Source organism: Microbacterium sp. GW821-FHT01D02, from assembly GCF_059422585.1.
In genome coordinates, this window is the sequence record NZ_JBWKXB010000002.1 from 302,493 (window position 1) to 328,129 (window position 25,637).

General features: G+C 71.2%; 25 protein-coding genes. 13 read left to right on the forward strand and 12 right to left on the reverse strand.

The window, feature by feature from the left end; translation table 11 throughout:
- Positions 1–16: 16 nt before the first annotated feature.
- Genes AC07VM_RS10215 through csrA form a run of 9 tightly spaced genes read left to right on the forward strand, consistent with a single transcriptional unit; the run spans position 17 to position 7,350 of the window.
- Entirely contained in the window at positions 17–949 is a 933-nt protein-coding gene (locus tag AC07VM_RS10215; protein WP_494911025.1) for a flagellar motor switch protein FliM, read from the forward strand.
- Entirely contained in the window at positions 946–1,605 is a 660-nt protein-coding gene (gene fliN / locus AC07VM_RS10220; protein ID WP_494911027.1) for a flagellar motor switch protein FliN, read from the forward strand. Before AC07VM_RS10215 ends, fliN begins: the two co-directional genes overlap by 4 nt.
- 32 nt (positions 1,606–1,637) lie before the next feature.
- A complete protein-coding gene (locus AC07VM_RS10225) occupies positions 1,638–2,102 on the forward strand; it encodes a FliO/MopB family protein (protein ID WP_494911028.1) in 465 nt (154 codons plus the stop codon).
- Positions 2,099–2,914 carry a flagellar type III secretion system pore protein FliP gene (fliP, locus tag AC07VM_RS10230; protein WP_494911030.1) on the forward strand — a complete coding sequence of 272 codons (816 nt, stop codon included), beginning with the start codon at positions 2,099–2,101 and terminating at the stop codon, positions 2,912–2,914. Before AC07VM_RS10225 ends, fliP begins: the two co-directional genes overlap by 4 nt.
- Positions 2,911–3,183, forward strand: a complete 273-nt coding sequence (gene fliQ / locus AC07VM_RS10235) for a flagellar biosynthesis protein FliQ (RefSeq protein WP_267417537.1) — start codon at positions 2,911–2,913, stop codon at positions 3,181–3,183. The genes fliP and fliQ overlap by 4 nt, the downstream gene beginning before the upstream one ends.
- A gap of 4 nt (positions 3,184–3,187) precedes the next feature.
- Positions 3,188–3,949: a flagellar biosynthetic protein FliR gene (locus tag AC07VM_RS10240; RefSeq protein ID WP_267417536.1), complete on the forward strand. Its 762-nt coding sequence runs from the start codon at positions 3,188–3,190 to the stop codon at positions 3,947–3,949.
- Complete coding sequence (locus AC07VM_RS10245) at positions 3,946–5,037, forward strand: EscU/YscU/HrcU family type III secretion system export apparatus switch protein (RefSeq protein WP_494911032.1); 1,092 nt, start codon at positions 3,946–3,948, stop codon at positions 5,035–5,037. The genes AC07VM_RS10240 and AC07VM_RS10245 overlap by 4 nt, the downstream gene beginning before the upstream one ends.
- Positions 5,034–7,094, forward strand: a complete 2,061-nt coding sequence (locus tag AC07VM_RS10250; RefSeq protein WP_267417534.1) for a flagellar biosynthesis protein FlhA — start codon at positions 5,034–5,036, stop codon at positions 7,092–7,094. The genes AC07VM_RS10245 and AC07VM_RS10250 overlap by 4 nt, the downstream gene beginning before the upstream one ends.
- A 4-nt stretch (positions 7,095–7,098) precedes the next feature.
- Positions 7,099–7,350 carry a carbon storage regulator CsrA gene (gene csrA / locus AC07VM_RS10255; RefSeq protein ID WP_267417533.1) on the forward strand — a complete coding sequence of 84 codons (252 nt, stop codon included), beginning with the start codon at positions 7,099–7,101 and terminating at the stop codon, positions 7,348–7,350.
- Positions 7,351–7,381: 31 nt separating this feature from the next.
- Here the strand turns inward: csrA and AC07VM_RS10260 are convergent, their stop codons facing one another.
- From AC07VM_RS10260 to AC07VM_RS10310, 11 genes are all read right to left on the reverse strand, one after another.
- The gene (locus AC07VM_RS10260; RefSeq protein WP_267417532.1) at positions 7,382–8,521 is read right to left on the reverse strand and encodes a hypothetical protein; all 1,140 of its coding nucleotides are present in this window, start codon (positions 8,519–8,521) and stop codon (positions 7,382–7,384) included.
- Positions 8,518–10,113, reverse strand: coding sequence for a sensor histidine kinase (locus tag AC07VM_RS10265; RefSeq protein ID WP_494911035.1), 1,596 nt, complete (start codon positions 10,111–10,113; stop codon positions 8,518–8,520). Before AC07VM_RS10265 ends, AC07VM_RS10260 begins: the two co-directional genes overlap by 4 nt.
- A gap of 206 nt (positions 10,114–10,319) precedes the next feature.
- A complete protein-coding gene (locus AC07VM_RS10270; RefSeq protein ID WP_494911036.1) occupies positions 10,320–11,123 on the reverse strand; it encodes a response regulator transcription factor in 804 nt (267 codons plus the stop codon).
- Positions 11,120–11,557 (reverse strand): tRNA (adenosine(37)-N6)-threonylcarbamoyltransferase complex ATPase subunit type 1 TsaE, encoded by a 438-nt coding sequence (gene tsaE, locus AC07VM_RS10275; protein WP_494911705.1) that lies wholly within the window; start codon positions 11,555–11,557, stop codon positions 11,120–11,122. The genes AC07VM_RS10270 and tsaE overlap by 4 nt, the downstream gene beginning before the upstream one ends.
- 50 nt (positions 11,558–11,607) lie before the next feature.
- The gene (alr, locus tag AC07VM_RS10280; protein ID WP_494911037.1) at positions 11,608–12,714 is read right to left on the reverse strand and encodes an alanine racemase; all 1,107 of its coding nucleotides are present in this window, start codon (positions 12,712–12,714) and stop codon (positions 11,608–11,610) included.
- Complete coding sequence (locus AC07VM_RS10285) at positions 12,711–13,070, reverse strand: holo-ACP synthase (protein WP_494911038.1); 360 nt, start codon at positions 13,068–13,070, stop codon at positions 12,711–12,713. Before AC07VM_RS10285 ends, alr begins: the two co-directional genes overlap by 4 nt.
- Before the next feature lie 93 nt (positions 13,071–13,163).
- Positions 13,164–15,011, reverse strand: coding sequence for a glutamine--fructose-6-phosphate transaminase (isomerizing) (gene glmS, locus AC07VM_RS10290; RefSeq protein ID WP_267417526.1), 1,848 nt, complete (start codon positions 15,009–15,011; stop codon positions 13,164–13,166).
- 63 nt (positions 15,012–15,074) lie between these two features.
- Positions 15,075–16,028, reverse strand: a complete 954-nt coding sequence (coaA, locus tag AC07VM_RS10295) for a type I pantothenate kinase (protein ID WP_267417525.1) — start codon at positions 16,026–16,028, stop codon at positions 15,075–15,077.
- An 85-nt stretch (positions 16,029–16,113) separates the two neighbouring features.
- Entirely contained in the window at positions 16,114–18,216 is a 2,103-nt protein-coding gene (locus tag AC07VM_RS10300; protein WP_494911041.1) for a fibronectin type III domain-containing protein, read from the reverse strand.
- Positions 18,217–18,255: 39 nt separating this feature from the next.
- On the reverse strand, positions 18,256–19,128 hold the full coding sequence (locus AC07VM_RS10305; protein WP_494911043.1) for a fibronectin type III domain-containing protein: 873 nt from the start codon (positions 19,126–19,128) through the stop codon (positions 18,256–18,258).
- The gene (locus tag AC07VM_RS10310; protein ID WP_494911045.1) at positions 19,125–20,612 is read right to left on the reverse strand and encodes a dicarboxylate/amino acid:cation symporter; all 1,488 of its coding nucleotides are present in this window, start codon (positions 20,610–20,612) and stop codon (positions 19,125–19,127) included. The genes AC07VM_RS10305 and AC07VM_RS10310 overlap by 4 nt, the downstream gene beginning before the upstream one ends.
- A 145-nt stretch (positions 20,613–20,757) precedes the next feature.
- On the opposite strand from AC07VM_RS10310, the gene AC07VM_RS10315 reads away from it, so the two are divergent.
- From AC07VM_RS10315 to AC07VM_RS10330, 4 genes are all read left to right on the forward strand, one after another.
- On the forward strand, positions 20,758–21,702 hold the full coding sequence (locus AC07VM_RS10315) for a Ppx/GppA phosphatase family protein (RefSeq protein WP_494911046.1): 945 nt from the start codon (positions 20,758–20,760) through the stop codon (positions 21,700–21,702).
- A gap of 35 nt (positions 21,703–21,737) precedes the next feature.
- Positions 21,738–22,205, forward strand: coding sequence for a VanZ family protein (locus AC07VM_RS10320; protein WP_494911047.1), 468 nt, complete (start codon positions 21,738–21,740; stop codon positions 22,203–22,205).
- Positions 22,202–22,975 carry an arsenate reductase/protein-tyrosine-phosphatase family protein gene (locus AC07VM_RS10325; protein WP_494911048.1) on the forward strand — a complete coding sequence of 258 codons (774 nt, stop codon included), beginning with the start codon at positions 22,202–22,204 and terminating at the stop codon, positions 22,973–22,975. Before AC07VM_RS10320 ends, AC07VM_RS10325 begins: the two co-directional genes overlap by 4 nt.
- A 91-nt stretch (positions 22,976–23,066) precedes the next feature.
- Positions 23,067–24,521, forward strand: coding sequence for a tyrosine-protein kinase domain-containing protein (locus AC07VM_RS10330; protein WP_494911049.1), 1,455 nt, complete (start codon positions 23,067–23,069; stop codon positions 24,519–24,521).
- On the opposite strand, the gene AC07VM_RS10335 is transcribed toward AC07VM_RS10330, so the two are convergent.
- A complete protein-coding gene (locus AC07VM_RS10335) occupies positions 24,512–25,633 on the reverse strand; it encodes a P-loop NTPase family protein (RefSeq protein ID WP_494911051.1) in 1,122 nt (373 codons plus the stop codon). The two genes, AC07VM_RS10330 and AC07VM_RS10335, sit on opposite strands and share 10 nt — an antisense overlap.
- Positions 25,634–25,637: the final 4 nt, after the last annotated feature.

Here is a 25,637-nt window from a genome sequence, read left to right on the forward strand (position 1 = left end):
CCCGATAGTCGGGTTCGTGGTGATCGAGGACAGCGTGCGCTCCGAGGTGCGCGCAGCGACGGCGACGAAGACCGCCGAGGTCGAGGTGTACGACTTCGGCCGTTCGGCGACCCTCTCGCGCGAGCACACCAGGGCGCTGGAATTGGCCTTCGAGACGTTCTCCCGACAGTGGTCGGCGCAACTCTCCGGCAAGATCCACGTCCGCGCCACGATCGCCGTCGAACACGTGGGGATGATGACCTACGGCGAGTACGCCCAGTCGCTCCCCACCACGACCACCATGATCGTGTGCGCGCTTCCCGACTCCGAAGAGCGCCTGATCGTGCAGCTGCCGACCTCGGCCGCGACCGGGTGGATCGTGCAGATGGTCGGCGGGCGGGCGACCGCCGCCTCCGAGGACCGCACGTTCACCCCGATCGAGCAGGCCCTGATCCGCTCGCTGATCGTCGACGCGATCGACCACCTCACCGGCGCGCTGGACGGGATGCTCCCCGCCGGGATCACGGTCAGCGGCATCCAGTACAACTCGCAGTTCGCGCAGGTCGCGGCCGCGGGCGAACCCGTCATCGTGGCGCGCTTCTCCATGCGCCTCGGAGGCCGCACCGTCCCGGCGAGCGTGATGCTGCCCGCGTCGGTCCTCGCCGGCTTCACGGTGCGCTCCTCGGATGCCGACCGAGCGGCCGCCCCCGGCCAGATCCGTCGGCAGGTCGAGGTCGCCCCCGTCGAGCTCGCGCTGCGGCTCGCTCCTCGGGCCGTCCTCCCCCGTGAGGTGCTCGACCTCGCCGTGGGCGACATCATCTCCTTCCCGCACTCGGCCGACCGCCCGCTGGTCCTCGCCGTGGGCGATCAGCCCGTCGCGACCGCCGCCGTCGGCAGCGCCGGAGCGCGCCTCGCCTGCGTCGTCACCACCACCGTCCCCGATCCAGCTCTCGCCGAGGAGTCCGCGTGACCAGCACCACCACCTACGAGTCCGCCGTCGCCGCCGCCTTCGCCGCGTCGCTGCCGACCGCCGCTCCCGTCGCCGCGCGGGCCTCGCAGGTCTCGGGAGACACCGGCGACGCCGTGATCGTGCAGTTCGTCGGGGAGGCCAGCGCCCAGCTGGCCGTGCAGCTGTTCGACCCCGACGCCCTGGTCGACGGCCTCGCCGGCGCCCCGCTGGCGGACCGGCTCCGCGACGCCCTGGAGGCCTCCGCGAGCGCACTCGGTGCCGGAGCGCTCGGCGAGGCTCTGATCGGCGACGCCTCCCCGCTGTTCTCCGACCCGCTCGCACAGCTCTTCGACCTGCAGGATCAGACGGACCGCACGATCGGTCGCCTGGCCGTCATCGTCACGCACGCGCCGGCCGCCGCCTCGAACTCCTCGCGCCGACTGCACCGCATCGCGGGCGTCGAGATGGAGCTCACTGTCGAGATCGGTCGCACCAGAATGGCCGTGCGCGACGTGCTCGACCTGGAGCCGGGACGCATCGTCGAGCTCGACCGCTCCGCAGGCGCCCCCGCCGACATCAAGCTCAACGGCCGCATCATCGCGCACGGCGAGGTCGTCGTGGTCGACCAGGACTACGCGGTGCGGATCACCCGCATCCTCGAGAACGTCGAGGCCTGACCCTGGACGACCTCCTGCTCGGCCTGCGGGTCGTGCTCTCGCTCGCCGCGGTGCTCGGGGTGCTGTGGTTCCTGCAGCGCCGGGTGGCGCGCACGCAGGCACGTCGTCTTGACAGCGAGGCGATCACGGTACTCGGACGCCAGGGGGTCGGCCCGAAGGCGCAGGTCGTCGTGATCCAGACCGAGGACGCCCGCTACGTCCTGGGCGTCACCGAGCACGGGGTGAGCGTCGTCGACCGGCTGCCCGTCAAACCCGCCTCCCCCGACGCCGAGGACGCCCGCCCGACGTGGTCGTCGGCCACCTCGGAGGCGGCATCCGACGCCGCGGAGTTCGACCGCATCCTCGCCGCGACGGCGATGACCGAGACGACCGGCACCTCCCCGGCCGATCCGGCACCGCAGCGCCGGGTGCGTCACCGGAACGATCCGCTGCGCGGCTCCATCCTCTCCCCCGAAACCTGGCGGCAGACCGCCGAGGCCATCCGGCGCACGCGATGAGCGTCGCCCGTGGGGTCGTCGACGGCCGGCCGCTGCGACGACTCGCGCTGATCCTCGCGGCCGTCGTCGCGCTCGTCGTGGTGTTCACCCTGCTCACCGGCACGGCCGCCCACGCGGCGGTGACGCCGGACGATCCGGGCGAGGGCGTCACGATCGACATCAACGGGGTCGACGGCGGGCCCTCCGGCTCGATCCTCACCCTGCTGGGCATCACGCTGCTGTCGGTGGCTCCCGCGCTCCTGCTGATGATGTCGTCGTTCACGAAGATCTTCGTCGTGCTCGCGATGACGCGGAACGCGCTCTCGCTCCCGACGATCCCGCCGAACCAGGTCCTCGCCGGGCTGTCGCTGTTCCTGTCGCTGTTCATCATGTGGCCGGTGCTGACCGAGATCAACACGGTCGCGGTGCAGCCGTACATCGACGGCAGCCTCACGTTCACGCAGGCCATCGACGTCGGTCAGCTGCCGCTGCAGGAGTGGATGCTCCGCTTCACCCGCGAGGAGGACCTCGCCCTCATGACGCGGATGGCGGGTCAGCCGAACCCTGAGGACCCGTCGAGCGTCCCGATGTACACGCTCATCCCGGCGTTCATGATCTCCGAGCTCCGCGCCGCGTTCATCATCGGCTTCGTCATCTTCGTGCCGTTCCTGGTGATCGACCTCGTCGTGGCCGCGGCACTGATGTCGATGGGCATGATGATGCTCCCGCCGGTCATGATCTCGCTGCCCTTCAAGATCCTGCTGTTCATCCTCGTCGACGGCTGGGGGCTCATCATCCGCGCCCTGCTGGAGAGTTACGGGGGTGTCGGATGACCCCGGAGGCCGTGCTCGACATCGGCGCCCAGGGCCTGATCATCGCGGCCAAGCTCGCCGCCCCCGTCCTGGTCACCGCGCTCGTGGTGGGCTTCGCCATCTCGCTGCTGCAGTCCATCACCCAGGTGCAGGAGGTGACGCTGTCGTTCGTGCCGAAGATCGTCGCGGTCGGCATCGCCCTGCTCATCGCCGGCAACTGGATGATCGCGGAGATGATCGCCTTCACGAACGAGATGTTCGCCCGCATCCCCTCCCTGCTGAGCGGATGACGACGTGTACATCCCCATCGACTTCGCCTGGCTCGAGGCGACCATGCTGACGGCCGTGCGCATCACGGCGTTCATCATGATCGCGCCGCCCTTCTCCTACGGGGCGATCCCGGTGCGGGTGAAGGCCATGCTGGCGATCGGCCTCTCGCTCGCGGTGGGCACCGCGGTCTCCCCCGGCTACGAGAACCTCGACACCGGGCCCTTCCTCGGGGCGCTGGTGCTCCAGCTCGTGACCGGCGCCCTCCTGGGCTTCCTCGTGCTGCTGTGCTTCTCGGCCCTCCAGGCCGCCGGCAGCCTGATCGACGTGTTCGGCGGATTCCAGCTCGCCCAGGCCTTCGACCCGCACTCGCTCGTCAACGGCGCGCAGTTCACGCGGCTGTTCCACCTGACGGCGCTGACGCTCCTGTTCACCTCCGGCGGATATCAGCTGATCCTGGCCGGTCTCGCGCGCAGCTTCCAGGCCGTGCCGGTCGACGGCGTGTTCACCGTGGCGGGTCCCGCCGAACTCCTCGTCGACGGGGTGTCCCAGATGGTGCTCGCGGCCGTGCAGATCGCCGGGCCGCTCGCGCTCGTGCTGTTCCTCGCCGATGTGGGCCTCGGCCTGATCACACGCGTCGCGCCGGCGCTCAACGCGTTCGCCATGGGCTTCCCCGTGAAGATCCTGCTGACGCTCCTGCTCGCCGGGGCCGTCTACGCCGCCCTCCCCGGCATCGTCGACGCCCTCGCCTCCCAGGCGCTGAAGATGATGCAGGGGGTGGGACAGTGAGCGGCACCGACACCGGGGAACGCAGTGAGAAGGCGACCGACAAGCACCTCCGCGAAGCCCGGCAGAAGGGGCGCCTGTCCCGCAGTCAGGACCTCACGGCCTGGCTCGGGATCGGAGCCGCGGCGATCGCCACACCGGCCGCCATGGCCCTCGGCGCATCCGCCGGCACCGAGCAGCTCCTGACCCTGACCTCGCTGGTCCTCGCCCCCACCCGGGAGGCCGCGCTCGGCGCGCTCGAACGCGGCCTCGCCTCCGTGCTCCCGACCCTGGGGGTCATGCTGGCCGCCGTCGCGATCGTCACCCTGATCGGCGCCGTGATCCAGGGCGGCGTGCATCTGCGTCGCATGACCGGACGCTTCGAGCAGTTCAACCTCGTCAACGGCGTGCGGCGGGTGTTCGGCATGCAGGCCCTGTGGGAGGGGGCCAAGGCGCTGATGAAGACCGCGGCGATCGGCATCGCGCTCTGGCTCGTGATCGCGAGTCTGATGCCGGTGCTCACCGCCAGCGGGGCGCACTCGATCACGCGTCTGCTCGGCGTCGCGACCGACGGCACGACCGCCCTGCTGCAGACCGCGATCGCCGTGGGCCTCGCCCTCGCGGCGGTCGACATGTTCGTCGTGATGCGCCGCAACCGCAAGCACACGCGCATGACCAAGCGCGAGATCCGCGACGAGAGCAAGAACTCCGAAGGCGACCCGCTCATCCGCCAGCAGCGGCGCTCCCGGCAGCTCGCGGTCAGTCGCAACCGCATGATCGCCGCGGTGGCCGGATCCGACGTCGTGGTGGTCAACCCCACGCACATCGCGGTCGCGCTCCGCTACGAGCCCGGCCGGTCCGCCCCCAAGGTCGTCGCGAAGGGCAGCGGCGTGATCGCGGAGCGCATCCGCGACGAGGCCGCCCGAGCCGGGGTGCCGATGGTGCGCGAGATCACGCTCGCCCGAGCCCTGCACGCCGCGTGCGAGCTGGGCCAGGAGATCCCGGAAGACCTGTACAACGCCGTGGCGCGCGTGCTCGTGTTCGTCGACGCCCTGCGTCGGCGCGGCGCCGCCCGCGGCATCCACTCTCTCCCCTACCGGAGGACCGCATGAGACAGCTGTTCGTCAAGCTCATGGTGCCCATCGGGGTCGTCGGCATCATCATGCTGCTCGTCGTCCCGGTGCCGCCGTTCCTGCTCGACATCCTGATCATCCTGAACATCATGTTCGCCCTGGTGATCCTGCTCACGTCGATGTTCGTGAAGAAGCCGCTGGACTTCTCGGTGTTCCCCTCGCTGCTGCTCGTGGCGACGCTTTTCCGACTCGGCCTGAACGTCGCGTCCACCCGTCTGGTGCTCGGCGAGGCGTACGCGGGCCAGGTGATCGAGGCCTTCGGCGCGATCGCCGTGGGCGGCTCGCTCATCATCGGGGCGGTGGTCTTCCTGATCCTCGTCGTCATCCAGTTCGTCGTCGTGACGAAGGGCGCCGAGCGCGTCGCGGAGGTCGGCGCCCGGTTCACGCTCGACGCGATGCCGGGAAAGCAGATGGCGATCGACGCCGATCTGAACGCCGGGCTCATCACCGACACGGAGGCTCGCGAGCGCCGCGCGGAGGTGGCGGCGGAGGCCGACTTCTACGGCGCGATGGACGGTGCCTCGAAGTTCGTGAAGGGCGACGCGATCGCCGGCCTCGTCATCATCATCATCAACATCGTCGGCGGCATCGCGATCGGCCTCGTGCAGCACGGCATGTCGATCGACGAGGCCGTGAGCACCTACAGCCTCCTCACGATCGGCGACGGGCTCGTCACGCAGATCCCGGCGCTGCTGATGGCCGTCTCGACCGGCATGATCGTGACCCGCTCGACCGCGGAGGCCGAGATGGGCACCGCCGCGTCGGCGCAGCTCGGCCAGTCCCGCAACGCGCTCATCATCGCCGGGTGCGCCGCGATCATCATGTCGCTCATCCCGCACATGCCGATGCTGCCGTTCGTCGCGATCGGGGCGCTCCTGCTGCTCATCGCGCAGCGCATCAAGGCGACCCAAAAGCGCGAGGAGGAGGAAGCCGCCCGGACGCCCACCGCCGCCCCCGTGGACCAGCCCGAGGAGCTGATCGAGAAGATGCGCGTGCATCCGCTCGAGATCCTCCTCTCCCCCGACATCGTCGACCTGGTGACCGGCGGTCCCGACGATCTCCTGGCGCGGGTGAAGGCGCTCCGACGCCGGGTCGCCCTCGACCTCGGCCTGATCACCCCTCCGGTGCGCACCCGCGACAGCATCGAGCTTCCGCAGGCGACGTACGTCATCCGCATCGCCGGGGTCGAGACCGGACGCGGGACCGCCCCGGTGGGTTCCGTGCTCGCGCTGGGGCAGGGGCTGGAGAGCCTTCCCGGCACCGCGACCCTCGATCCGGTCTTCGGGCTCGAGGGCAAGTGGATCCCGCTGGAGATGCGGCACAGCGCCGAGTTCGCAGGAGCCACGGTGATCGACCGCGCGAGCGTGATCATCACGCACCTCTCCAGCGTCATCCACGCGCACGCCGCACGCCTGCTGAGCCGGGAGGACGTGCGCCAGCTCACCGACGCCCTCAAGCAGGCCTCCCCCGCCGCCGTCGAGGAGCTCACGCCCGCCCTGCTCTCGCTGGCCGAGGTCCAGCGCGTGCTGCAGGGCCTGCTGGCCGAACGGGTGCCGATCAACGACCTCAGCCGGATCTACGAGGCGCTCGCCCTGCGAGCCCGGACCTCGACCGATCCGGAGGGACTCATCGAGGCCGCCCGCGGGGCGCTGGGCCCCGCGATCGCCGCACGGTTCGCGGACGGCGGCGTCCTGCGGGTGGTGATGATCAATCCGCTCCTCGAGCAGGCGATGCTGGAGAGCCTCCGTCCGGGCGACGAGGGGACGCAGATCGTCTTCGACCCGCAGCGCATGGAAGCCGTGGTCGAGTCCGTCAAGCAGGCCGTCTCCTCCGTGCGCGAAGGCGGCGAGCCGGTGCTGGTGTGCGCCCCGTCGCTGCGCCCCGCGGTGCGACGACTCGTGTCCGCCCAGACCGACGGGCTCCCGGTGCTCTCGTACTCGGAGGCGACCGCCGCCGCCCTCACGATCGAGACCGTCGGTGTCGTCCGCGACGCGGCATCACCGTCGGTCGGCGCCGTGTCCGCGGCAGTAGGCTGAACGAATGCTGGTGTTGACGAGGCGGATCGGTGAGAGCGTGCGCATCGACGGCGAGATCGAGGTCACGCTGCTCGAGATCAAGGGCGACAGCGTGCGCATCGGTGTGAAGGCCCCGCGTGAGACGCGCATCCAGCGCACCGAGATCATCGACGCGGTCGTCGCGGAGAACGTGTCCGCCGCCGCCGAGACCGGTGCCGACGCGGAAGACGCGATCGCCGCCGCCCTCGCCCGGGGTCGGGAGACCCGCACGCCGTAGCGAGCGATCACCCGCCGGGCTGTCCCGCCGGTCAGATCACGGCGGTGTCGGGCTGCGCCGCACGCTTCCACTGGTCGCCGCCGGCCTCTCGTGCCCGCGCAGCCGCCTGTCCGGCCGCCGCCACGAGCACGTCGTAGTCGAAGCCCGTGGTCGTGGCCGTCGCCCACCCGATGCTCGCCGAGGCGCGGATGCCGCCGTCCGCACCCTCGCGGTCCATCTCCGAGATGCGGGTCAGGACGGCGCGGATGTGGAAGCGGACCGCCTCATCGCTGGCGCGGATCACCACGATCGCCCGATCGTCGGCGACGCGCTCGGCGTCCGCCAGCGGCGGGAGCGCCTCCTGGATGTCCTCGTGGAAGCGGTCGACGATGCGCGCGAACTCCGCGCCGCTCGACGCCTGCCGCAGGTCGGCGGGATCGTCGAGACGGATCGCGAGGACCGACCAGCCCTGGTCGTTCTGCGCCTCGGCCTTCCGCAGGCGGCGGCGGGCACGCGCGGCCACCCCGTCGACCTCCGCGGTCGTCGGCGCCCCCGCCCGCACCATCAGCACCAGCGTGAACGCCGCGCAGGTGCTGACGACCAGCGTGCCGATCGCGTTCATCCCGCGCAGCGCGCTCAGCTGCTCCCCGGTGCTGGTCGGCCCCATGAAGAGCGCGACGACGGCGCTGGAGACCGCGACGACGACGAATCCGCACGACGCCAGCGCGAGCGGCAGCACGATGTCCCTGGCCGCCGGCTGCCCGCGCAGCAGCTCGTAGGCCACCAGACAGGCGAAGACGCCGCTGCCGATGAACACCACGTGGAAGGCGGGCAGGTACCAGGGCGAACCCGAGGTCAGCACCAGGAGCGTCGGCGCCACGGCCACGAACACGAGCACCGGCCACCAGCGGACGCTCCTGCCGAGGTGCATCCGCACGCCGATCCAGATCAGCGGCTCGAAGCACAGCAGCAGGGCGGAGGCGGCCGCCCGCAGAGCGGGGATGCCGGTGTGATGCCCGGCGAGCCACAGGTAGGCCCCGAGCATCCCGATGCCGAAGGCGATGCCCCAGACGACGGTCGCGCGCGACGGACGGGCGAGGGTCGCCAGCCCGAGCACCAGCACGGTCAGCACGGTCACGACGGCCACCATGCTGGTGGTGATGTCGACGTTCACGGGCACGAGAGGCGTCATACCTTCTCCTCCTTCTTCCGGCGCCGAGGGAAGCGCAGGGTGACGGTGGTGCCGACCCCGATCTCGCTCGCCACGTCGATGCTGCCCTCATGCGCGGTCACGATCTCCCGCGCGATGCCCATGCCGAGCCCGGTTCCGGTGATCCCGCCGCGGATGGCGTTGTCGGTGCGGAAGTAGGGCTCGAACAGTCGAGGCAGGTCCTCCGGGGCGATGCCCATGCCGGAGTCGGCGATCACGAGCTCGGCGTGGCGGTCCGTGGTCCGCAGCCGTGCCGAGATGCGCCCGCCGGACGGCGTGTACTTCACCGCGTTGCTGAGCAGGTTGTCGAGCACCTGACGCAGTCGGAAGGAATCGCCGGAGATGAGCAGGCTGTCGGCGCCGGCCAGTTCCAGCATCTGCCGGTTCGCGGCGACGAGGGGCGCAGCGGAGGCGGCGGCCGCCTCGAACACCTGGCGGAGGTCCACGGGCTCGAAGGGCTCCTCCGAAGCGGGAGCGGTCTGCTCCAGCATGCTCGTGACCAGCTCCTGCATCCGCTCGCCGGCGTTCGCGATGACCTCCAGCTGCGCCGGGACGCGGCCGGGCAGGTCCTCGCGCTCGCGCAGCAGGTCGATGTGGCCGACGATCGCCGTGAGGGGGTTGCGCAGCTCGTGCGAGACGATCGCGTTGAGTGCCCGGCGCTCCTCCGCGGCCTCCAGGAGCACGGTGACGTCGTCGATGATGACGAGCGTGATGTGCTCGCCCTCCCGCGCACTGGCCACGGTCTGGGTGGTGACCTCGAGGGCGTGCCAGCGACCGCTGCCGTCGAACAGCCAGACCCGCTCGTCCTGCAGCTTCTCCCCGGCGGCGGCCCGGGCGAGGGTCGTCCGCTCGGGGGGCACGGTCGCGCCGCGTCGGCCGTCGTACTCGACGGCGGCGGTCGGCAGCGCGGCGCCGAAGCGGTCGCGGCCGTACAGCACGCGGTAGGCGTCGTTCATCTGCAGGATGCGGCCCTCGGCCGTGACCACGACGAGCGCGACGCCCAGCGCGTCGATGATCTGCGTCACCCGCTGCTGGTTCGTCTCGGCGCGCTCGGCGGCGCGGTCGACCTGCTCCGACCGGCGCTGGAGGAGGCGTCGCGACGCCTGGGCGCGCTCCGCACCGATCCGGACCGTCACGCCGAGGAAGCTCAGCGTGATGATCACGGTGAGGACGCGGAGCAGCACGTTCTCGGGCGTGCCGGTGTGGTCGCTGAAGATCACCAGGCAGACGCTGATGAACGCGATGCTGCCGAACACCCAGGGCATCGAGAAGTAGGACGCGAGCCACACCACCGGGAACACCCAGAGGAAGCCGAGTCGGAGGTCGGGGGCGTTGGTCGTGAGCCCGACGGCGAGCGCATCGAGGAGAGGCAGGATGACCACCGCGGTGCGCGGGAGGCGCTGCCACGGCACCAGCAGCGTGACCAGCGTCGTGACGACGATGAGGGTGAGTCCGGCGAGGAAGAAGGGGATGCCGAGGGTCTGCGGCTTGAACGCCGCGATCATGACCACGATCGCCACCATGCTGCCCGTGAACACGAGTTGCCAGCGCCAGATCGACGCGGTGCGGATCATCGACGCCTGCCCTCTCCGGTGAACCTCAGGTTTCCCGCAAGATTACTCAAAGATCGGTCGAGCCCGCTCTTCAGGCGACTTCCCGCCCCTAGCATTCTGAGTGGGGGCCGACACTGCGGCTGGGGAACAACGCAGACGCTGGGGCCACGCGAGTGGGGATTCGCAGGCACCGGGGCCGCGGCTGGGGAGCCGCGGCCCCGCCCCGGTCAGCCCGCCGTGTCATCGGCCGGGGTGAGTCGGTACCCGACTCCGCGGACCGTCTCGATGTAGCGCGGATGGGCCGTGCTGTCGCCGAGTTTTCGCCGCAGATTCGCGATGTGCGTCTCGATCGCCCGCTTGTCCGGCTCGCTCACGTAGTCGTTCGAGCCGTCCGGCGCGCCGCGCAGACCGCGCGCGAGTTCCGCCTTGCTGCACACGCGGAGCTTCGCCTCGAGGATGGCGGCGAGCAGGTCGAACTCGGTCGGCGTGAGGTCGATCCGCTTCTGCCCGACCAGGACCAGCCGGGTGTCGAGATCGAGGCTGAGGTCGCGATGCACGAGGCCGCGCCAGGTCAGGACCGTGGCGCCGTCGGGTGCGGCGGCGGGTTCCGCCGCCTGCCGGATGCCGGCCGCCGGCCGCGGGTCCGCGACACGCGGGCGCCGGAGGAGCGCCTCGATGCGGGCGCGCAGCTCGCGGGGCCGGAACGGCTTGACGAGGTACTCGTCGGCACCGGAGGTCAATCCGAGCACGACGTCCGACTCGTCCGAGAGCGCGGACAGCATGATGATGAACGTGTCGCTGATCCGGCGGATCCGGCGGGCGACCTCGAAGCCGTCGATGCCGGGCAGATTGATGTCGAGGGTGGTGATGACGGGGTGCCGCTGCTCGATGGCCGCGAGACCCTCCGGTCCGGAACCGGCGAGGACGGTCTCGAACCCCGCGGCGAGGAACACCTCGTCCAGCAGCGAGCGCACCCCGGGATCGTCCTCGATGATCACGGCGACGAGCTCCGGCGTCGAGGCCGCGTTCACGAGACGTTCTCGCGGACGATCGTGACGATCCGCGGCGCGTCGGCGTCGAGTTCCGCGGGGTCAAGGTCGTCGTCGTCCGCGGTGCCGACCGGGCGCTGCAGCTCGATGTCCCACCACGAATCGGCGAGCTCCTCCGCCATGCCGCGCCCCCACTCCACCACGACCACGGAGTGCGCGAGATCGAGGTCGAGGTCGTCGAGCTCGGCCGCGGAGCCGAGTCGGTACGCATCGACGTGCACCAGCGGGGCGCGGCCGACGAGCGACGGATGCGTGCGGGCGATCACGAAGGTCGGGCTCTGCACGGGGCCGCGCACGCCGAGCCCTTCGGCCAGGCCGCGGGTGAACGTGGTCTTCCCGGCGCCGAGGGGCCCGGTGAGGATGAGCAGGTCGCCCGCCTCCAGCTGCGCGCCGATCCGGAGGCCCAGCTGCTCCATCTCCTCCGCGGTCGCGATCTCGCGGCGGCCGAGGAGGGCTTCGTCGAGGCTCACGACGTCCGCCGGGGCACTCGGGGGCCGATGCGCGTCACGATCTCGTAGTTGATGGTGTCGGCGGCGGCGGCCCAGTCGGCGGCGGAGGGCACGCCCAGGGTCGGGTCGCCGAACAGCACGACCTCGTCGCCGATCGAGACCGGGGTGTCGCCGACGTCGACCACGAACTGATCCATCGCGATCCGGCCGACGTTCACGAAGCGGCGGCCGCCGATCGAGACCGGGAGCCTGCCCGAGGCGTTCCTCGGCACACCGTCGGCGTATCCGAGCGGCACGAGGACCAGCGTGGTGTCGCGATCGGTGCGGTGGTCGTACCCGTAGGAGACCCCCGTGCCCGCCGGCACCCGGCGGACCGCGGCGATGGCTCCGCGCAGGGTCATCGCGGGACGCAGACCGAGTTCTGCCGAGCTGCGGTCGTCGAACGGCGACAGGCCGTACAGCCCGACGCCGATCCGCACCGCGTCGAGCCGCATCTCGGGCAGGTCGATCGCGGCGGCCGTCGCGGCGATGTGGCGGATCTCGGGGTGGATGCCGAAGGAGGCGGCCGCGGCGACCCCCTCCTCGAACCGGGCGAGCGCCGCCCGGTCGTCCTCGACCGAGGTGTTGGAGAGGTGGCTGAAGAGTCCGATGACGCGCAGCCGTCCGATGCGCTCCAGACGCGCGGCCTCGGCCAGCACCCGCGACCAGTCGGCCGGGGCGATGCCGTTGCGCGACAGGCCGGTCTCGAACTTGAGGTGCACCCCGACCGGCCGGTCGACGGCCGCCGCCGCGGCAGCCGCCTCGAGCTGGTCGAACGACGAGATCCCGACCTCGATGTCCTGCGCAGCCGCCTGTTCGAACCGCTCCCCCGGCGCGTGCAGCCACGCCATGATCGGCGCGTGCACACCCTGCCTGCGCAGCTCGAGCGCCTCGGGGATCTCGGCGACGCCGATGCGCGTCGCTCCGGCGGAGAGGGCGGCGACCGCGGCTGCCGCCGCACCGTGCCCGTAGGCGTTCGCCTTGACGATCGCGATCACCTCGACGCCGGTGAGCCGGCGGAAGTGCCGCACGTTGTCGGCGATCGCGTCGAGGTCGATGGTCGCTTCGCGGAACGGGACGGTCACAGCGGTGCTCCTTCGGCGACGACGAACGCGGCGGCGAGACCGGCGTCGTGGGTGAGGGTGAGATGCAGGGTGAGGATGCCGCGCGCCTCGACGACCGCGGCGGTCGAGCCGGAGAGGACGAAGTGCGGGCGTCCCGAGGGCTCCGACGCGATCTCGATCTCGATCCAGTGCACGCCGTCCGAACCGCCCAGCGCCTTGATCAGCGCCTCCTTGGCGGCGTAGCGCGCCGCCAGCGAGGGAAGGCGGAGGGACCGCTCGGACGGAGCGAAGAGCCGCTCCAGGAGACGCGGGGTCCTGGCCATCGTCCGTTCGAATCGCGGGATGTCCACGAGGTCGATGCCGGTGCCGATGATCACCCGTTCAGCCTATCGAGCATGCATCCGGTCGTAATCGTGCGAATGGCCTCGTTTCCTTGGAAACGAGGCCATTCCAGCGATTCGACGATCGACCTACTCGACCGTGACCGACTTCGCGAGGTTGCGCGGCTGGTCGACGTCGAGACCCTTCGCGGTGGCGAGCGCCATCGCGAAGATCTGCAGCGGGACGACCGCGAGCAGCGGCTCGAACATCGCGCCGGCGAGCGGGATGTGGATGACCTCGTCGGCGAAGGGCAGCACGGCGGCGTCGCCCTCTTCCGCGACCACGATCACGCGAGCGCCGCGCGCCCGGATCTCCTGGATGTTGGAGACGACCTTGGAGTGCACCAGCGCGGAGTGGCGCGGCGACGGCACCAGCACGAACACGGGCTGTCCCGGCTCGATCAGCGCGATCGGACCGTGCTTGAGCTCGCCGGCGGCGAAGCCCTCGGCGTGGATGTAGGAGATCTCCTTGAGCTTGAGCGCGCCCTCGAGGGCGATCGGGTAGCCGACGTGGCGACCGAGGAACAGCACCGAGCGGGTGTCGGCCATCCAGCCGGCGAGCTGGGTGACGTGCTCCTGCTCGCTCTCCAGGACCTTCGCGATCTTCTCCGGCAGTGCGGCGAGCTCCTCGACGTCGGTGGAGGCGTCGGCGACCGTGCCGCGGACACGGCCCATGTGCAGGCCGAGCAGCAGCAGCGCCGTGATCTGCGCCGAGAACGCCTTGGTCGAGGCCACGGCGACCTCGGGGCCGGCGTGCGTGTAGACGACGGCATCCGACTCGCGCGGGATCGTCGCGCCCTGCGTGTTGCAGACCGAGAGGGTGCGGGCACCGCGCTCGCGGGCGTACTTCACGGCCATCAGGGTGTCCATGGTCTCGCCCGACTGGCTGATCGACACGACGAGGGTGTCGGCGCCGATCACCGGGTCGCGGTAGCGGAACTCGTGGGCGAGCTCGACGTCGACCGCGACGCGCGCCCACTGCTCGATGGCGTACTTGCCCACGAGCGCGGCGTACGAGGCCGTGCCGCACGCGGTGATGATGACGCGGTTGATGCCGGTGAAGAGCTCGTCGAGTCCGTCGAGCTCGGGGATGACGACCTGACCGTCCTGGATGCGGCCGCGGATCGTGTTGGCGACCGCCTCCGGCTGCTCCGCGACCTCCTTGGCCATGAAGCTCGACCATCCGCCCTTCTCGGCGGCGGCCGCGTCCCACGACACGTCGAACGGCTCGGGCTGCACCGGCGTGCCGGCGAAGTCGGTGACCTCGACGGCGTCCGGGGTGATCGAGACGATCTGGTCCTGCCCGATCGCGAGCGCCTTGCGGGTGTGCTCGATGAAGGCGGCCACGTCGGAGCCGAGGAAGTTCTCGCCCTCGCCGAGTCCGATCACGAGCGGGGAGTTGCGGCGGGCGCCGACCACGAGACCGGGGTGGTCCTGGTGCATCGCCAGCAGCGTGAACGCACCTTCGAGGCGGTTCACGATGCTGCGGAAGGCCAGCTGCAGGTTGCCGCCGTTGCCCGCGTACTCGCGACCGAGGAGCGCCGCTGCGACCTCGGTGTCGGTCTCGCTACGGAAGACCACGCCGTCGGCGAGCAGTTCGTCCCGCAGCGCGGAGAAGTTCTCGATGATGCCGTTGTGGATGACGGCGAGCTTGTCCCCGTCGGCCAGATGCGGGTGGGCGTTGACATCGGTCGGACCACCGTGCGTCGCCCAGCGGGTGTGACCGATGCCGGTCGACCCGTCGGGGAGCGGTGCGTCGGCGAGCGAGTCGCGCAGCACGGCGAGCTTGCCGGCCTTCTTGCGCATGCCGAGCGAGCCGTCGCCGTCGATCACGGCGACGCCCGCGGAGTCATACCCGCGGTACTCGAGGCGGGCGAGCCCGGCGAGAAGGATGTCCTGGCTGGGGCGCGGGCCCACGTATCCGACGATTCCACACATGGGAACAAGAGTAAGGCGGGATTTTTGCGAGTCGTCCGTACATTCTCTCGCCCCGAACGGCGCTCAGAGTTTGCGCAGCAGGACGGTCTCGACGTCGTGGTCGGCGCCCTTGCGCAGCACCAGACGCGCGCGGTGACGGGTCGGCATCACGTTCTCCACGAGGTTGGGCATGTTGATCTCGTTCCAGTACCCGAGCGCCGTGGTGATCGCCTCCTCGTCCGTCAGGTGCGCGAACACGTTGAAGTAGGAGGAGGGGTTGCTGAACGCGGCCTGGCGCAGTGCGAGGAAGCGGTCGACGTACCACTTCTCGATGTGCGAGGTGTCGGCGTCGACGAAGATCGAGAAGTCGAACAGGTCGCTCACGGCGACGTCGTTCGGGGCGGGCGGCGGCTGCAGCACGTTCAGCCCCTCGACGATCACGACGTCGGGGCGACGCACCACGACGTTCGCGTCGGGCACGATGTCGTAGCGCATGTGCGAGTAGAAGGGCGCCCGCACCTCGGTCGCGCCGCTCTTCACCTCGGTGAGGAACTCGATCAGCGCGCGTCGGTCGTACGACTCCGGGAAGCCCTTGCGGTCCATGATCCCGCGGCGCTCGAGCTCGGCGTTGGGATAGAGGAAGCCGTCGGTGGTCACCAGCTCCACACGGGGCGTGCCCGGCCAGCGGCTCATGAGCTCGCGGAGCAGTCGCGCGATCGTCGACTTGCCCACCGCGACGGATCCTGCGACGCCGACGACGAACGGCGTGGTGGTGTCGTCCTCCTGGAGGAAGGACGACGTGGCCGCGCCGAGACGCTTCGTCGAGGTCGCGTAGAGACTGAGCAGTCGACTCAGCGGCAGGTACACCTCGCGCACCTCGGTGAGCGAGAGCCGGTCCCCGATGCCGCGGAGCTCGACGACCTCGGTCTCGGTGAGCGGCTGGTCCAGGCCGGCGGCGAGCCGTGCCCATTCCGCTCGGCCGATCTCCCGATAGGGCGACAGCGGCAGCGTGGGGTCGGCGGTGGTCACGGAGTACATCGTATCCGCGTGCTCGCGGGCGGGACGCGCCGGACGCCCCTTCCCCGGTGCGAGGGAAGGGGCGTCCGGCTGCGGCATACGTCCGTCAGGATGCCGACATCGCGCGACGACGGGCCACCAGGAGACCACCGGCACCGAGCAGGACCAGAGCGGTCACGCCGCCCGCGATCAGCAGCCCGGTGTCGACTCCCGTGTTCGCCAGGCCCGATGCGCCCAGCGTCACGGAGGCACGGGCCACCTCGACGCCGTCGACGAACACAACGACCGCGTGGCCGCCGGCCGGGACGGATGCCGGGATCGTGGCCCGCAGCGCGAAGGTGCCGTCGGCCGCGGCGGTCGTGCTGCCGAGCACCGTGGGCGTGGAGTGCAGTTCGACGCGCACGGCGTCGGAGTCGGGGTCGACCCCTTCACCGCGGACCGTGATCTCGCCGCCGGGACGCAGGTCGCCGGTCACGGTGACGGAGGCGTCTCCCGCCTCGGGAAGCTCCCCTTCCTCGCCGCCGCCGGGCTCGCCGCCACCGGGCTGGTCGCCGCCCACGGTCACGGAGGCCGTGCCGGAAGCGGGCGAGCGCCCGATCTCGTTCTGCGCCGTGACCGACGCGGTGTGGGTGCCGACCGGGACACCGGTGAAGGTGTGGCTGGTGACCCCCGCCGCGGTGTCGACCGTGGTCGAGCCGAGCGTGACGGAGTATCCGGTGAGCGGCGATCCGCCGTCCGACGCCGGAGCGGTCCAGCTGACGGTGACGGCATCGCCCGCGGCGGTCACGGTCGGAGCCGACGGTGCGGCGGGAGCGGTCGCGACGGGCTCGACCCCGAGGCCGAAGAACTCGTCGAGCTTCGCGAGCGCCTCGTCCGCGAACGCGAGGTTCGTGGCGCGACCGGCCTCGTACTGCTCGTCGGTCTGGTTCGGGCGCTTCGCGGGGCCCTGCAGGTCGGAGATCCACCACCACTCGGTCATGTACTCGCGGAATCCGGCCTCGCCGTTGTCCTGGATCCAGTTCTTCGTGATGGGCGCGGCCGTGTCGGAGCCGTCGTAGTCGAAGAGGTACGGGACCTGCAGCTTGCGGGCCGCGACCTTCTCCGCCGCGGTGTCGCCGCCCGGGTGGTAGTCGACCCGCTGGCCCGCGCTGCCGTTCAGGACGTACTGGGTCTTGAGGTTCGGGAGGTGCTTCTGCACCAGGTCGCCGTAGAGGTGCGCGATGGACGAGTTGGTGTCGCGGATGTGCGCGTTCGCCCCGCTCCAGCCGTCCAGCCGCAGGTCGAACACGTACACGGTCTGCACGCCGGACTGCGCGGCCTTGTGGTTCACGTCGCGGATCACGGCGCGGGTGTTGTGGCACCAGGTGCCGCCGAACAGGATGGTGTGCTCCCCGTCCGACTCGAGCAGGTCGACGAGCTCGGGGTACGTGATCGACTGGAGCACGAAGTCGTCGGCGTCCGCGGCCGTGAAGATCGTCTCGCCGTAGGCGGTGAGGTTGGTGCTGTAGGCCGCACGGTGGCGGGAGTTGACCGCGGTCGAGAAGAAGTCGTACTGCGACTGCGTGTCCAGCTTCGCCTGACCGTTCACGGCGACGGCGTCGAACACCGATGCCACCTTCTGGCGGTAGCCGTCCGTCGTCGCCGAGCCGGCGTCCTCGCTGCCGCCGAGCGAGGAGACGATGCGATCCTCGACACCCTCCACGCGACGGTCGCCGTCGTAGACGAAGAGGTAGGGGTCGGTGCCCGCACCGAACTCGGGGGTGGTGTCCTTGTTCAGGTACCCGTCGACGAGGCGCGTGTAGAGGGCGCCCGCGGCCTCACCGGCGACCCCCGTGACGAAGGTCCGGATGTCGACGGAGGCGCCGTCCAGGAGCGGGTCGAACGTGTAGATCGCGTCGACGCCGTACTGCTGCGCGACCCGGTCGATCTCCGCCGCCGTCGCGACGGTGGTCGGATCGCTCGGACCGCCGAGCAGGAACGCGTAGGTGCCGTCGCTGTTCAGGAGGCTCTCGAACCTCTCGAACGTCACGGACTCGAACACCGAGCCGGCGCGCAGGCCGGGGATGGTGTCGGCGAAGTAGTCGAACGTCGGGGCGGGGGCCGGGACGGCTGCGGCCGGAAGGGCGGTGAGGCCCACGGCCCCGCCCGCGACGAGCGCCGCGATGACGGAGCCCACGGCGAGGCGTCTGCCTCGTGCTGTGCTGGACATGATGAAGGTTTCCTGTTCTCGGTGCGTGGGCGGTTCGGGTCAGAGGATGGGGGTGCCGTCGTCGGAGGCCGCGGCCGGGACGGTCGAGCCGGCCGTCGCGCGACGACGCAGCCACCACCAGGTGAGCAGTCCGCCGGCGACGACGACGATGCCGCCGAGCGTCAGCGGTGCCGCCAGCGGGATCCCGGCTTCCGCGGGAGCGTCGGCCGTGACGGTCTCCGCCGACTCCGCCGACTCGAGCTCCTCGGCGGCGATCTCGACGCCCTCGATCGACTCGGACGCGGGCGAGTCGCCCACCGCGTTCGTCGCGATCAGCGTGAGGTCGTACGTGCCCTCGCCGAGCTCGATCTCGTAGTCCGTCGCATCGGCCGGAAGCTCGATCGGGGTGCCCTCGTTGAGGATCAGCTTGTAGCCGGTGAGCGGGGAGCCGCCGTCGGCCGGTGCCTTCCACGCCAGCGAGAGGCTGGTGCCGTCGATCTCGTGCGTGAGACCGGCCGGCGCCGTCGGGGCCGTCGCCGCGACGGTCGCGGCCTTCTCCGGCACCGTGGTCGTGGTGGTCGTCGTGGAGGTCGACGTGCCGGTGGCGGGCTTGTCGTTGCCCGTCGCGGGCGGCTGCGCCGGCTTGGGTGCCGGGGCGGGCGCGGGAGCCGGCTTCGGCGCGGGCTTGGGCGCCGGAGCGGGCTTGGGTGCGGGCTGCGCGCCGCCGCCGACCGCGGCCGGCGGCGCCTCCACCGTCGAGTCGTAGGGGTATCCGCCGAGCTTCTCGCAGGCCCCCAGATCGAAGTTGATCGAGCACAGGTCGCAGACGTCCCCCGCGGCGTGCGCGGCGGTCGGGATCGCGATCGGGGCGAGCAGGAAGGCGGCGGAGACCGCGAGCGCCGAGAGCACGCGGGAACGGCGGGGAGTTTTCATCGGGAGACTTTCTCGTGGGTCGAACGGGGGGCGGGCAGCTCGCACTGCCCGAGAGGGAGGTCGGCGGGGATGCCGAGGTCGGAGACGACGGGTGTCGGCGCGGTCTGCGCGCGCCGGCGCTCCCGCCGCGACGCGGGCTCCGCGGGGCTCGTGAGCGGCGGGCGCTCGCCGCGGAAGACGGCGTCGTCGAGCGTGCCGAGGCGTCGGGCGACGATGGTCGCCGCCGTGGCCGCCGCGGTGACGTTGGCCATGGTGGATGCGGTGCCGGCGACCGCGCTGATCGGGATGAGGACGACCAGCACCTCGACCGGGAGTCCGGATGCGCTGAGCACCGCGGTGGCGGTGATGATGGCGGTGCCGGGAACACCGGCGGTGCCGAGCGAGACGAGCAGGCACAGGCCGGCGAGCGCGACGTAGTCCCACGCGGAGTACTGGATGCCGAGGACGTTGATCGAGAAGACCGCGACGATGATCGGCCAGATGCCCGCGCATCCCGGCATCCCGATGGTGGTGCCGATCGGGGCCGTGAACGCGGCGACGTCCTCCGGCACGCCGACCTTGCGGGTGAGGGTGGGGATGGTCAGCGGGAGCGTCCCCACGCTCGACTGGGTCGTGAACGCCGTGTACTGGGCGGGGGTCAGCAGGCGGAACCACCGGATCGGATTGACGTCCGCGAACACCCGGAGCAGCACGCCGTTCACGACGTAGGCGTCGATGAACGCGACTCCGAGCGCGAGCACCAGGACCAGGACCAGCGCGAGCACGGTCTCGATGCGTGTGACGGCGGTGGCCGTCGTCGTGGCGACGAGGGCGAGGACCGCGTACGGGGTGAGCTCGATGATGAAGCCCACCGCGGTCATGATGACCTTCTTGGTGCCGTCGATCACGCTCTTGAACGAGCGCAGGTTCGGGTCGTCCGTCCGGTTGGCGACCAGGTAGGCGACGGCGAAGAGCAGGGCGAACAGGATGATGCCGGTGATGTTGTTCGAGACGAAGTCGCCGGCGATGTTCGACGGGAACAGGCCCAGCAGCACCTCGTCGAGCGGCTTGATCAATCCGGTCAGCGTGTCGCCGCTGCCCTCGCTGAGTTCCAACTGCACGCCCTGTCCGAGGCCGACGCTCAGGGCGACGGCGAGCGTGAGCACGATGGCGATCGCGTTGGTGAGGAGCAGCCAGAACGCGCTCGACAGCCCGATCGTGCGCAGCTTCACCGCCGAGCCCAGCGAGGTGACGCTGGAGAGGATGGAGATGAAGATGAGCGGCGCGACGATCGCCGTGATGACCTGCACGTAGAGGTCTCCGAGCACGGCGACGTAGTCGAGACCGTCGCGGAATCCGATGCCGACGCCGATGCCGACGCCGAGCGCGAGCAGCACGAGTGTGGTGAATCCCGCACCGCGGCGACGGAGCAGCGCGAGGCCGACGAACGCGACGGCGGTGGTCGCGAGCGCTGCGAGCGGCAGGAGGACGGTGCTGTCTGGCATGACGCCGACGCTATCGATCTGCTGTGAGTCGTATTCGGGCAGGTCGATCTGTTGCCATGTGTGACGAACCGTGTCATCCGCCTGTCCCGCGCCAGGGCCATCCGATACGCGAGGGCGACGCCCGGTGTGCGAGTATTCTCTTCCCGTGCGCCTGGGAGTCCTCGACATCGGATCCAACACCGTCCACATGCTGGCGGCCGACGTCCGCCCCGGTGGACGTCCGCTCGCGACGACGAGTGACAGGACGGTGCTGCGCCTGATGCGCTACCTGACACCCGACGGGGCGATCTCGGAGGAGGGCGTCGTCGCGCTCGAGGCCGCGGTCGCGCAGGCCCGCCGCGTGGCGGAGCACGAGCGGGTCGACGAGCTGCTGGCCACCGCGACGAGCGCCGTGCGCGACGCGCGCAACGGCGCCGAGGTCATCGCCCGCATCGAAGCGGCGCTCGGGCAGCCGCTGCAGGTGCTCGACGGCGAGACCGAGGCCGAGCTGACCTTCCTGGCCGTGCGGCGCTGGTTCGGGTGGTCGGCCGGGCAGATCCTGCTCCTCGACATCGGCGGCGGCTCGCTGGAGGTCGCGGCGGGCGCGGAGGAGATGCCGGATGCCGCGGCGTCCGTCCCGCTCGGAGCCGGGCGCATGACCGTGCAGTTCCTCCCGAACGATCCGCCGGGCGAGGCCGACGTGGAGCGCCTGCGCGCCCACGCGGCGACGACGCTCTCCGCGGTGCTGCCGCGCTTCCTCGCCCTCCCCCGCCCCGACCACGTCGTCGGGTCGTCGAAGGCCATCCGCTCACTGGCGCGACTGGTCGGCTACCCGGCGCCCGGCTGGTCGGGGAGCGAGCGGATGCTGCTGCCGCGGGCCTCGCTCGGCTCCTGGATCCCCCGGCTCGCTCGACTGCCCGCCTCGGCACGGCAGGAGCTGCCGGGCATCACGCCCGACCGGACGTTCCAGATCGTGGCCGCGGCGGTGTCGCTGCACGCGGCCATGACCGCCCTGGAGGTGGAGGAGCTCGAGGTGTCGCCGTGGGCCCTCCGCGAGGGCGTGCTGCTGCGCTACATCGAGCAGCTGAACTGGAGCGGCACCCGAAGCTGAGGGGCCGGCGAAGGCGTCGCGGCTAGCATGACGGCATGTCCTCCGCCGCTGCTCCCGTCCGCGCCGGAGCCCTGTCGGCTCGAGTGGCCCTGATCGGCTACCTCTTCTTCGTCGGGTTCACCGTGTGGCTGCCGGCGACGGTCTCGGCGAAGGTCACGGGCCTGGTCGGCGTGATCGCCCGCTGGGTGGCCGAGGCGGGGATCGCTCCCTACCAGCAGAGCGCCGTCGTGCTGGAGTTCCTGGCGAACGTCGCGCTCTTCGTGCCCATCGGCCTGCTCCTGCCGTTCGCCTGGTCACGTCTGCGGCTCTGGCATGTGGTCGTGATCGGCGCGCTCCTGAGCGGACTGATCGAGACGGTGCAGGGGTTCATGCCCTCACGCTTCCCCACGATCTCGGATGTGATCGCGAACACTCTCGGCGCCCTGATCGGCGGGATCCTCGCCGCCCTGCTGGTGCTCCTGCTCACGAGACGGCCGCCCCGGAGCTCTAGGCTGGTGGCGTGAACGCGCAGTCTGACCAGGGGCCTCCGGCCGGAATGAGCCGCCGGGAGTGGCGGGATCGCGAGCGCTCCGACGCCGACGCCACGCCGCCGCCATCCACGACCCCATCCACGCCGTCGCCCGCCGACGCCCCCGCTCCCCTCGCCGATCTCCTGAGCTCGACGAGCTCGACGGAGCCGTCGTCGCGACTCACCATCCTCACCGTGTGCACCGGCAACATCTGCCGTTCGCCGCTCGCCGAGGTGCTGCTGCGGGCCGAGCTCGAGCCGCTGGGCGTGCGGGTCCACAGCGCGGGCACGCACGCGCTGGTCGGCCACGGCATGCCGGAGCCCGCGCTCGACCTCGCGGTCCAGGAGGGCGCCGACCCCGAGGTGGCGGCCGCTCATCAGGCCCGCTATCTCGTCGAGCCACTACTCGCCGACGCCGACCTCATCCTGACGATGGCTCGCGAGCATCGCTCCCACGTGGTGAAGATGATGCCGAATCGGCTTCGTCGCACGTTCACGGTCCGCGAGTTCGCGCGCCTCGCGTCGACGCTGACCGACGAGGAGGCTCGTGCCGCGGCGGAGGCGGCCGGCGACTCTCCCCGGGAGCGTTTCGCTGCGGTGCTGCGGGCCGTCAACGACCAGCGCGGCATCACTCCCTCCTCCGGTGACGAGGACGACGTGATCGACCCCTACCGACGGTCCCGGGAGACCTACGCCCGATCGGCGGCGGAGCTGACACCCGCGCTGGTCGAGGTCGAGCGCATCGTGCGCGATGCTCTGACCTGAACCGTGTGCGCCCGCCGCGAGGAGGTGTTCGCCGTATGCTCATCATGTCTGCATCCCGAGCTCCCCGTGGGATGTGCGAGGGGATGAAGAGTTGGAACTGAGAGACTACGTGCGCATCCTGCGCGCGCATTGGATCGTCATCGTCGTCGCCACGCTCGTCGGCGCCGCCGCGGCCTTCGGGTGGAGCGCGCTGCAGCCGCGGGTGTACTCGGCGGACACGACCGGCATCGTGACGGCTGTCGGGGGCGACGGGACGAGCGGCTCCGCGCTCGTGGGCAACCAGCTGGCGCAGAGCCGCGTCAAGTCGTACCTCAACCTCGGATCGTGGCGGGCCGTCGCCGAGCACGCGATCGAGGAGCTCGACATCGACTCCTCTCCCGATGTGCTGGTGAACCGCGTCGCCGTGACGAATCCGATCGACACCACGGCCCTCAAGGTGACCGCCACGGGCCCGACGCCGGAGGCGGCGCAGGCGCTCGCGCAGGCCTGGCTCGATGGCATGGCGATCGAGATCGAGAAGCTCGAGGGCGGCACCGAGACCACTCCCGCCGCGATCTCCCTCATCGTGGGCGACTCGGCTCGCCTGCCCAGCTCCCCGTCGTCGCCGAACACCCGTCTGAACGTGATCATCGGCGCTCTCGCCGGGCTCGCCCTCGGCCTCGTCTACGCCTTCGTGCGGCACACCGTCGACCGTCGGGTGCGCCATCCGCGCGACATCGAGCGCGAGACGGGCGTTGCCGTGATCGGCACGCTCCCCCTCGAGAAGTCGATGGCGGACGAGCGTCGGGTGATCGACTTCTCCCTCGAGTCGCAGCACGGGGTGTCGCACCACACGATCGAGTCGATGCGCGAGCTGCGCACCAACCTCCAGTTCATCGACGTCGACAACCCGCCGCGCGTCATCGTCGTCACCAGCTCGGTGCCGGGCGACGGCAAGTCGACGGTGTCGGTCAACCTCGCCTCCAGCCTGGCCGCGGCCGGTCAGTGGGCGATCCTGATCGACTGCGACCTGCGGCGTCCGGTCATCGCCGACATCTTCGGGATGTCGCACGAGGTCGGCCTCACCGATGTGCTCGCCGGTCGCGCCGAGCTGCAGGACGTGGCGCACCGCCCGTCGCGCGATGTGCCGCTCGCCGTCGTCGGCGCCGGTCGCATCCCACCGAACCCCAGCGAGCTGCTCGGCTCGCAGCGCATGCGCGACTTCCTCGCCGAGATCAGCAAGTCCGCGATCGTGATCCTCGACTCGCCGCCGGTGCTGCCGGTGACGGATGCCGCGGTGCTGGCGGCGGGCGCCGACGGCGTGCTGATCGTCGTGTCCTCGGGGAAGACGACCTTCGACATGCTGCAGCGCGCGATCGCGAACATCACCCGGACGACCGGGCGTGTGCTCGGCGTGGTGCTGAACCGCGTCCCCCGCAAGGGCGCGGAGTCGGCGTACTACGGCCGCGAGTACTACGGCGCCTACGATCGCTACGCCAAGGACGACGAGGCCGGCGACGAGCAGGCGGCACCCGGCGTCCGTCGACGCGGCACCGCTCAGGTCTGACGGTCGCCCGGGCGCAGCAGGTCGTCGGCCACCAGGCGCGCCACGGCGGCGCTCACGAGCGTCTGCGGGTCGCCGTCCGGACGGCCGTGCACGGCGACGACCTCGTCGGTGATCTCCGCGATCGTGCGACCCGGCGCCGCTGACCACACGGCAGGTCCGATGCCGTCGAGGATGTGCAGGCGGCTGCCGGCGTCCGAGCGTCGCAGCAGGGCGAGACGCCCGTCGTCGAGGTCGAGCACGTCGACGACCGGGGTGCGCTCGTACGCGCCGATCCGGGGCGTGGCGGCGAGCCCTCCCGGCTCCGCGTCCGCCGGCGTCTCCGGCCCGGCGACATCCGCGTCGGACGGCACGGGCGCCGGTACGGACCCGTGCGCCAGGAATCCGTCGACGACCGCGTCCAGGGCCTCGACCTCGCGATAGCGCACGCGCACCGCGCCCCCGGTCGCGTCCAGCAGACCGCGGATGACGTGCAGCGGCGCGGGCATGTCGCTGAGGTAGCTCGTCTGCGGTGCGAGGTGCTCCAGCGCGGAGGCGAGGTCCAGCGGCTCGACCTCGGGCACCTCGGGGCCGTCGTCGTGGCGATCCAGCACGATGATCCGGGCGACGCGCAGGCGCTCGGGCAGCGGGTGGCCTCCGTGGATCGTCGAGGGGGCCACCTGTACCTTGTGGAGGGCATCCGCCTGGATCACCGACAGGGGCTTGCGATAGGGCACGACCGCGCCGTCCGCCGCGATCGCGACGGTCTCATCGCTCACGTAGGCGAACCGGCGGGAGAGGTGCCGGGCGGCCGTGGTCTTCCCCGTGCCCGAAGGCGCGCTCAGCACGACGACGCGCCCGGTCTCGTCGGCGAGGCCCGCGGCGTGCAGCATCCAGAGGGCCGTCCCGCGCTTCTCGGCCAGCGCCGCGAGCGTGACGTCGGTGGAGAGCATCGCGAGCGCTCCCTCGTCGTCGAGGCCGGGGCGATCGGCGACGACGGCGTCCGGTTCGCCCTCCCCGGCGAGCAGCGCGTCCGCCCAGGCCTGCCGCGCCCGGTCCGCGAATCGCTCGCCGCGGCCTGTCAGCTCGATGTCGATGACGGCGCCGATCGCGGCGACTCGGAGGCGGTCGGACATGGCG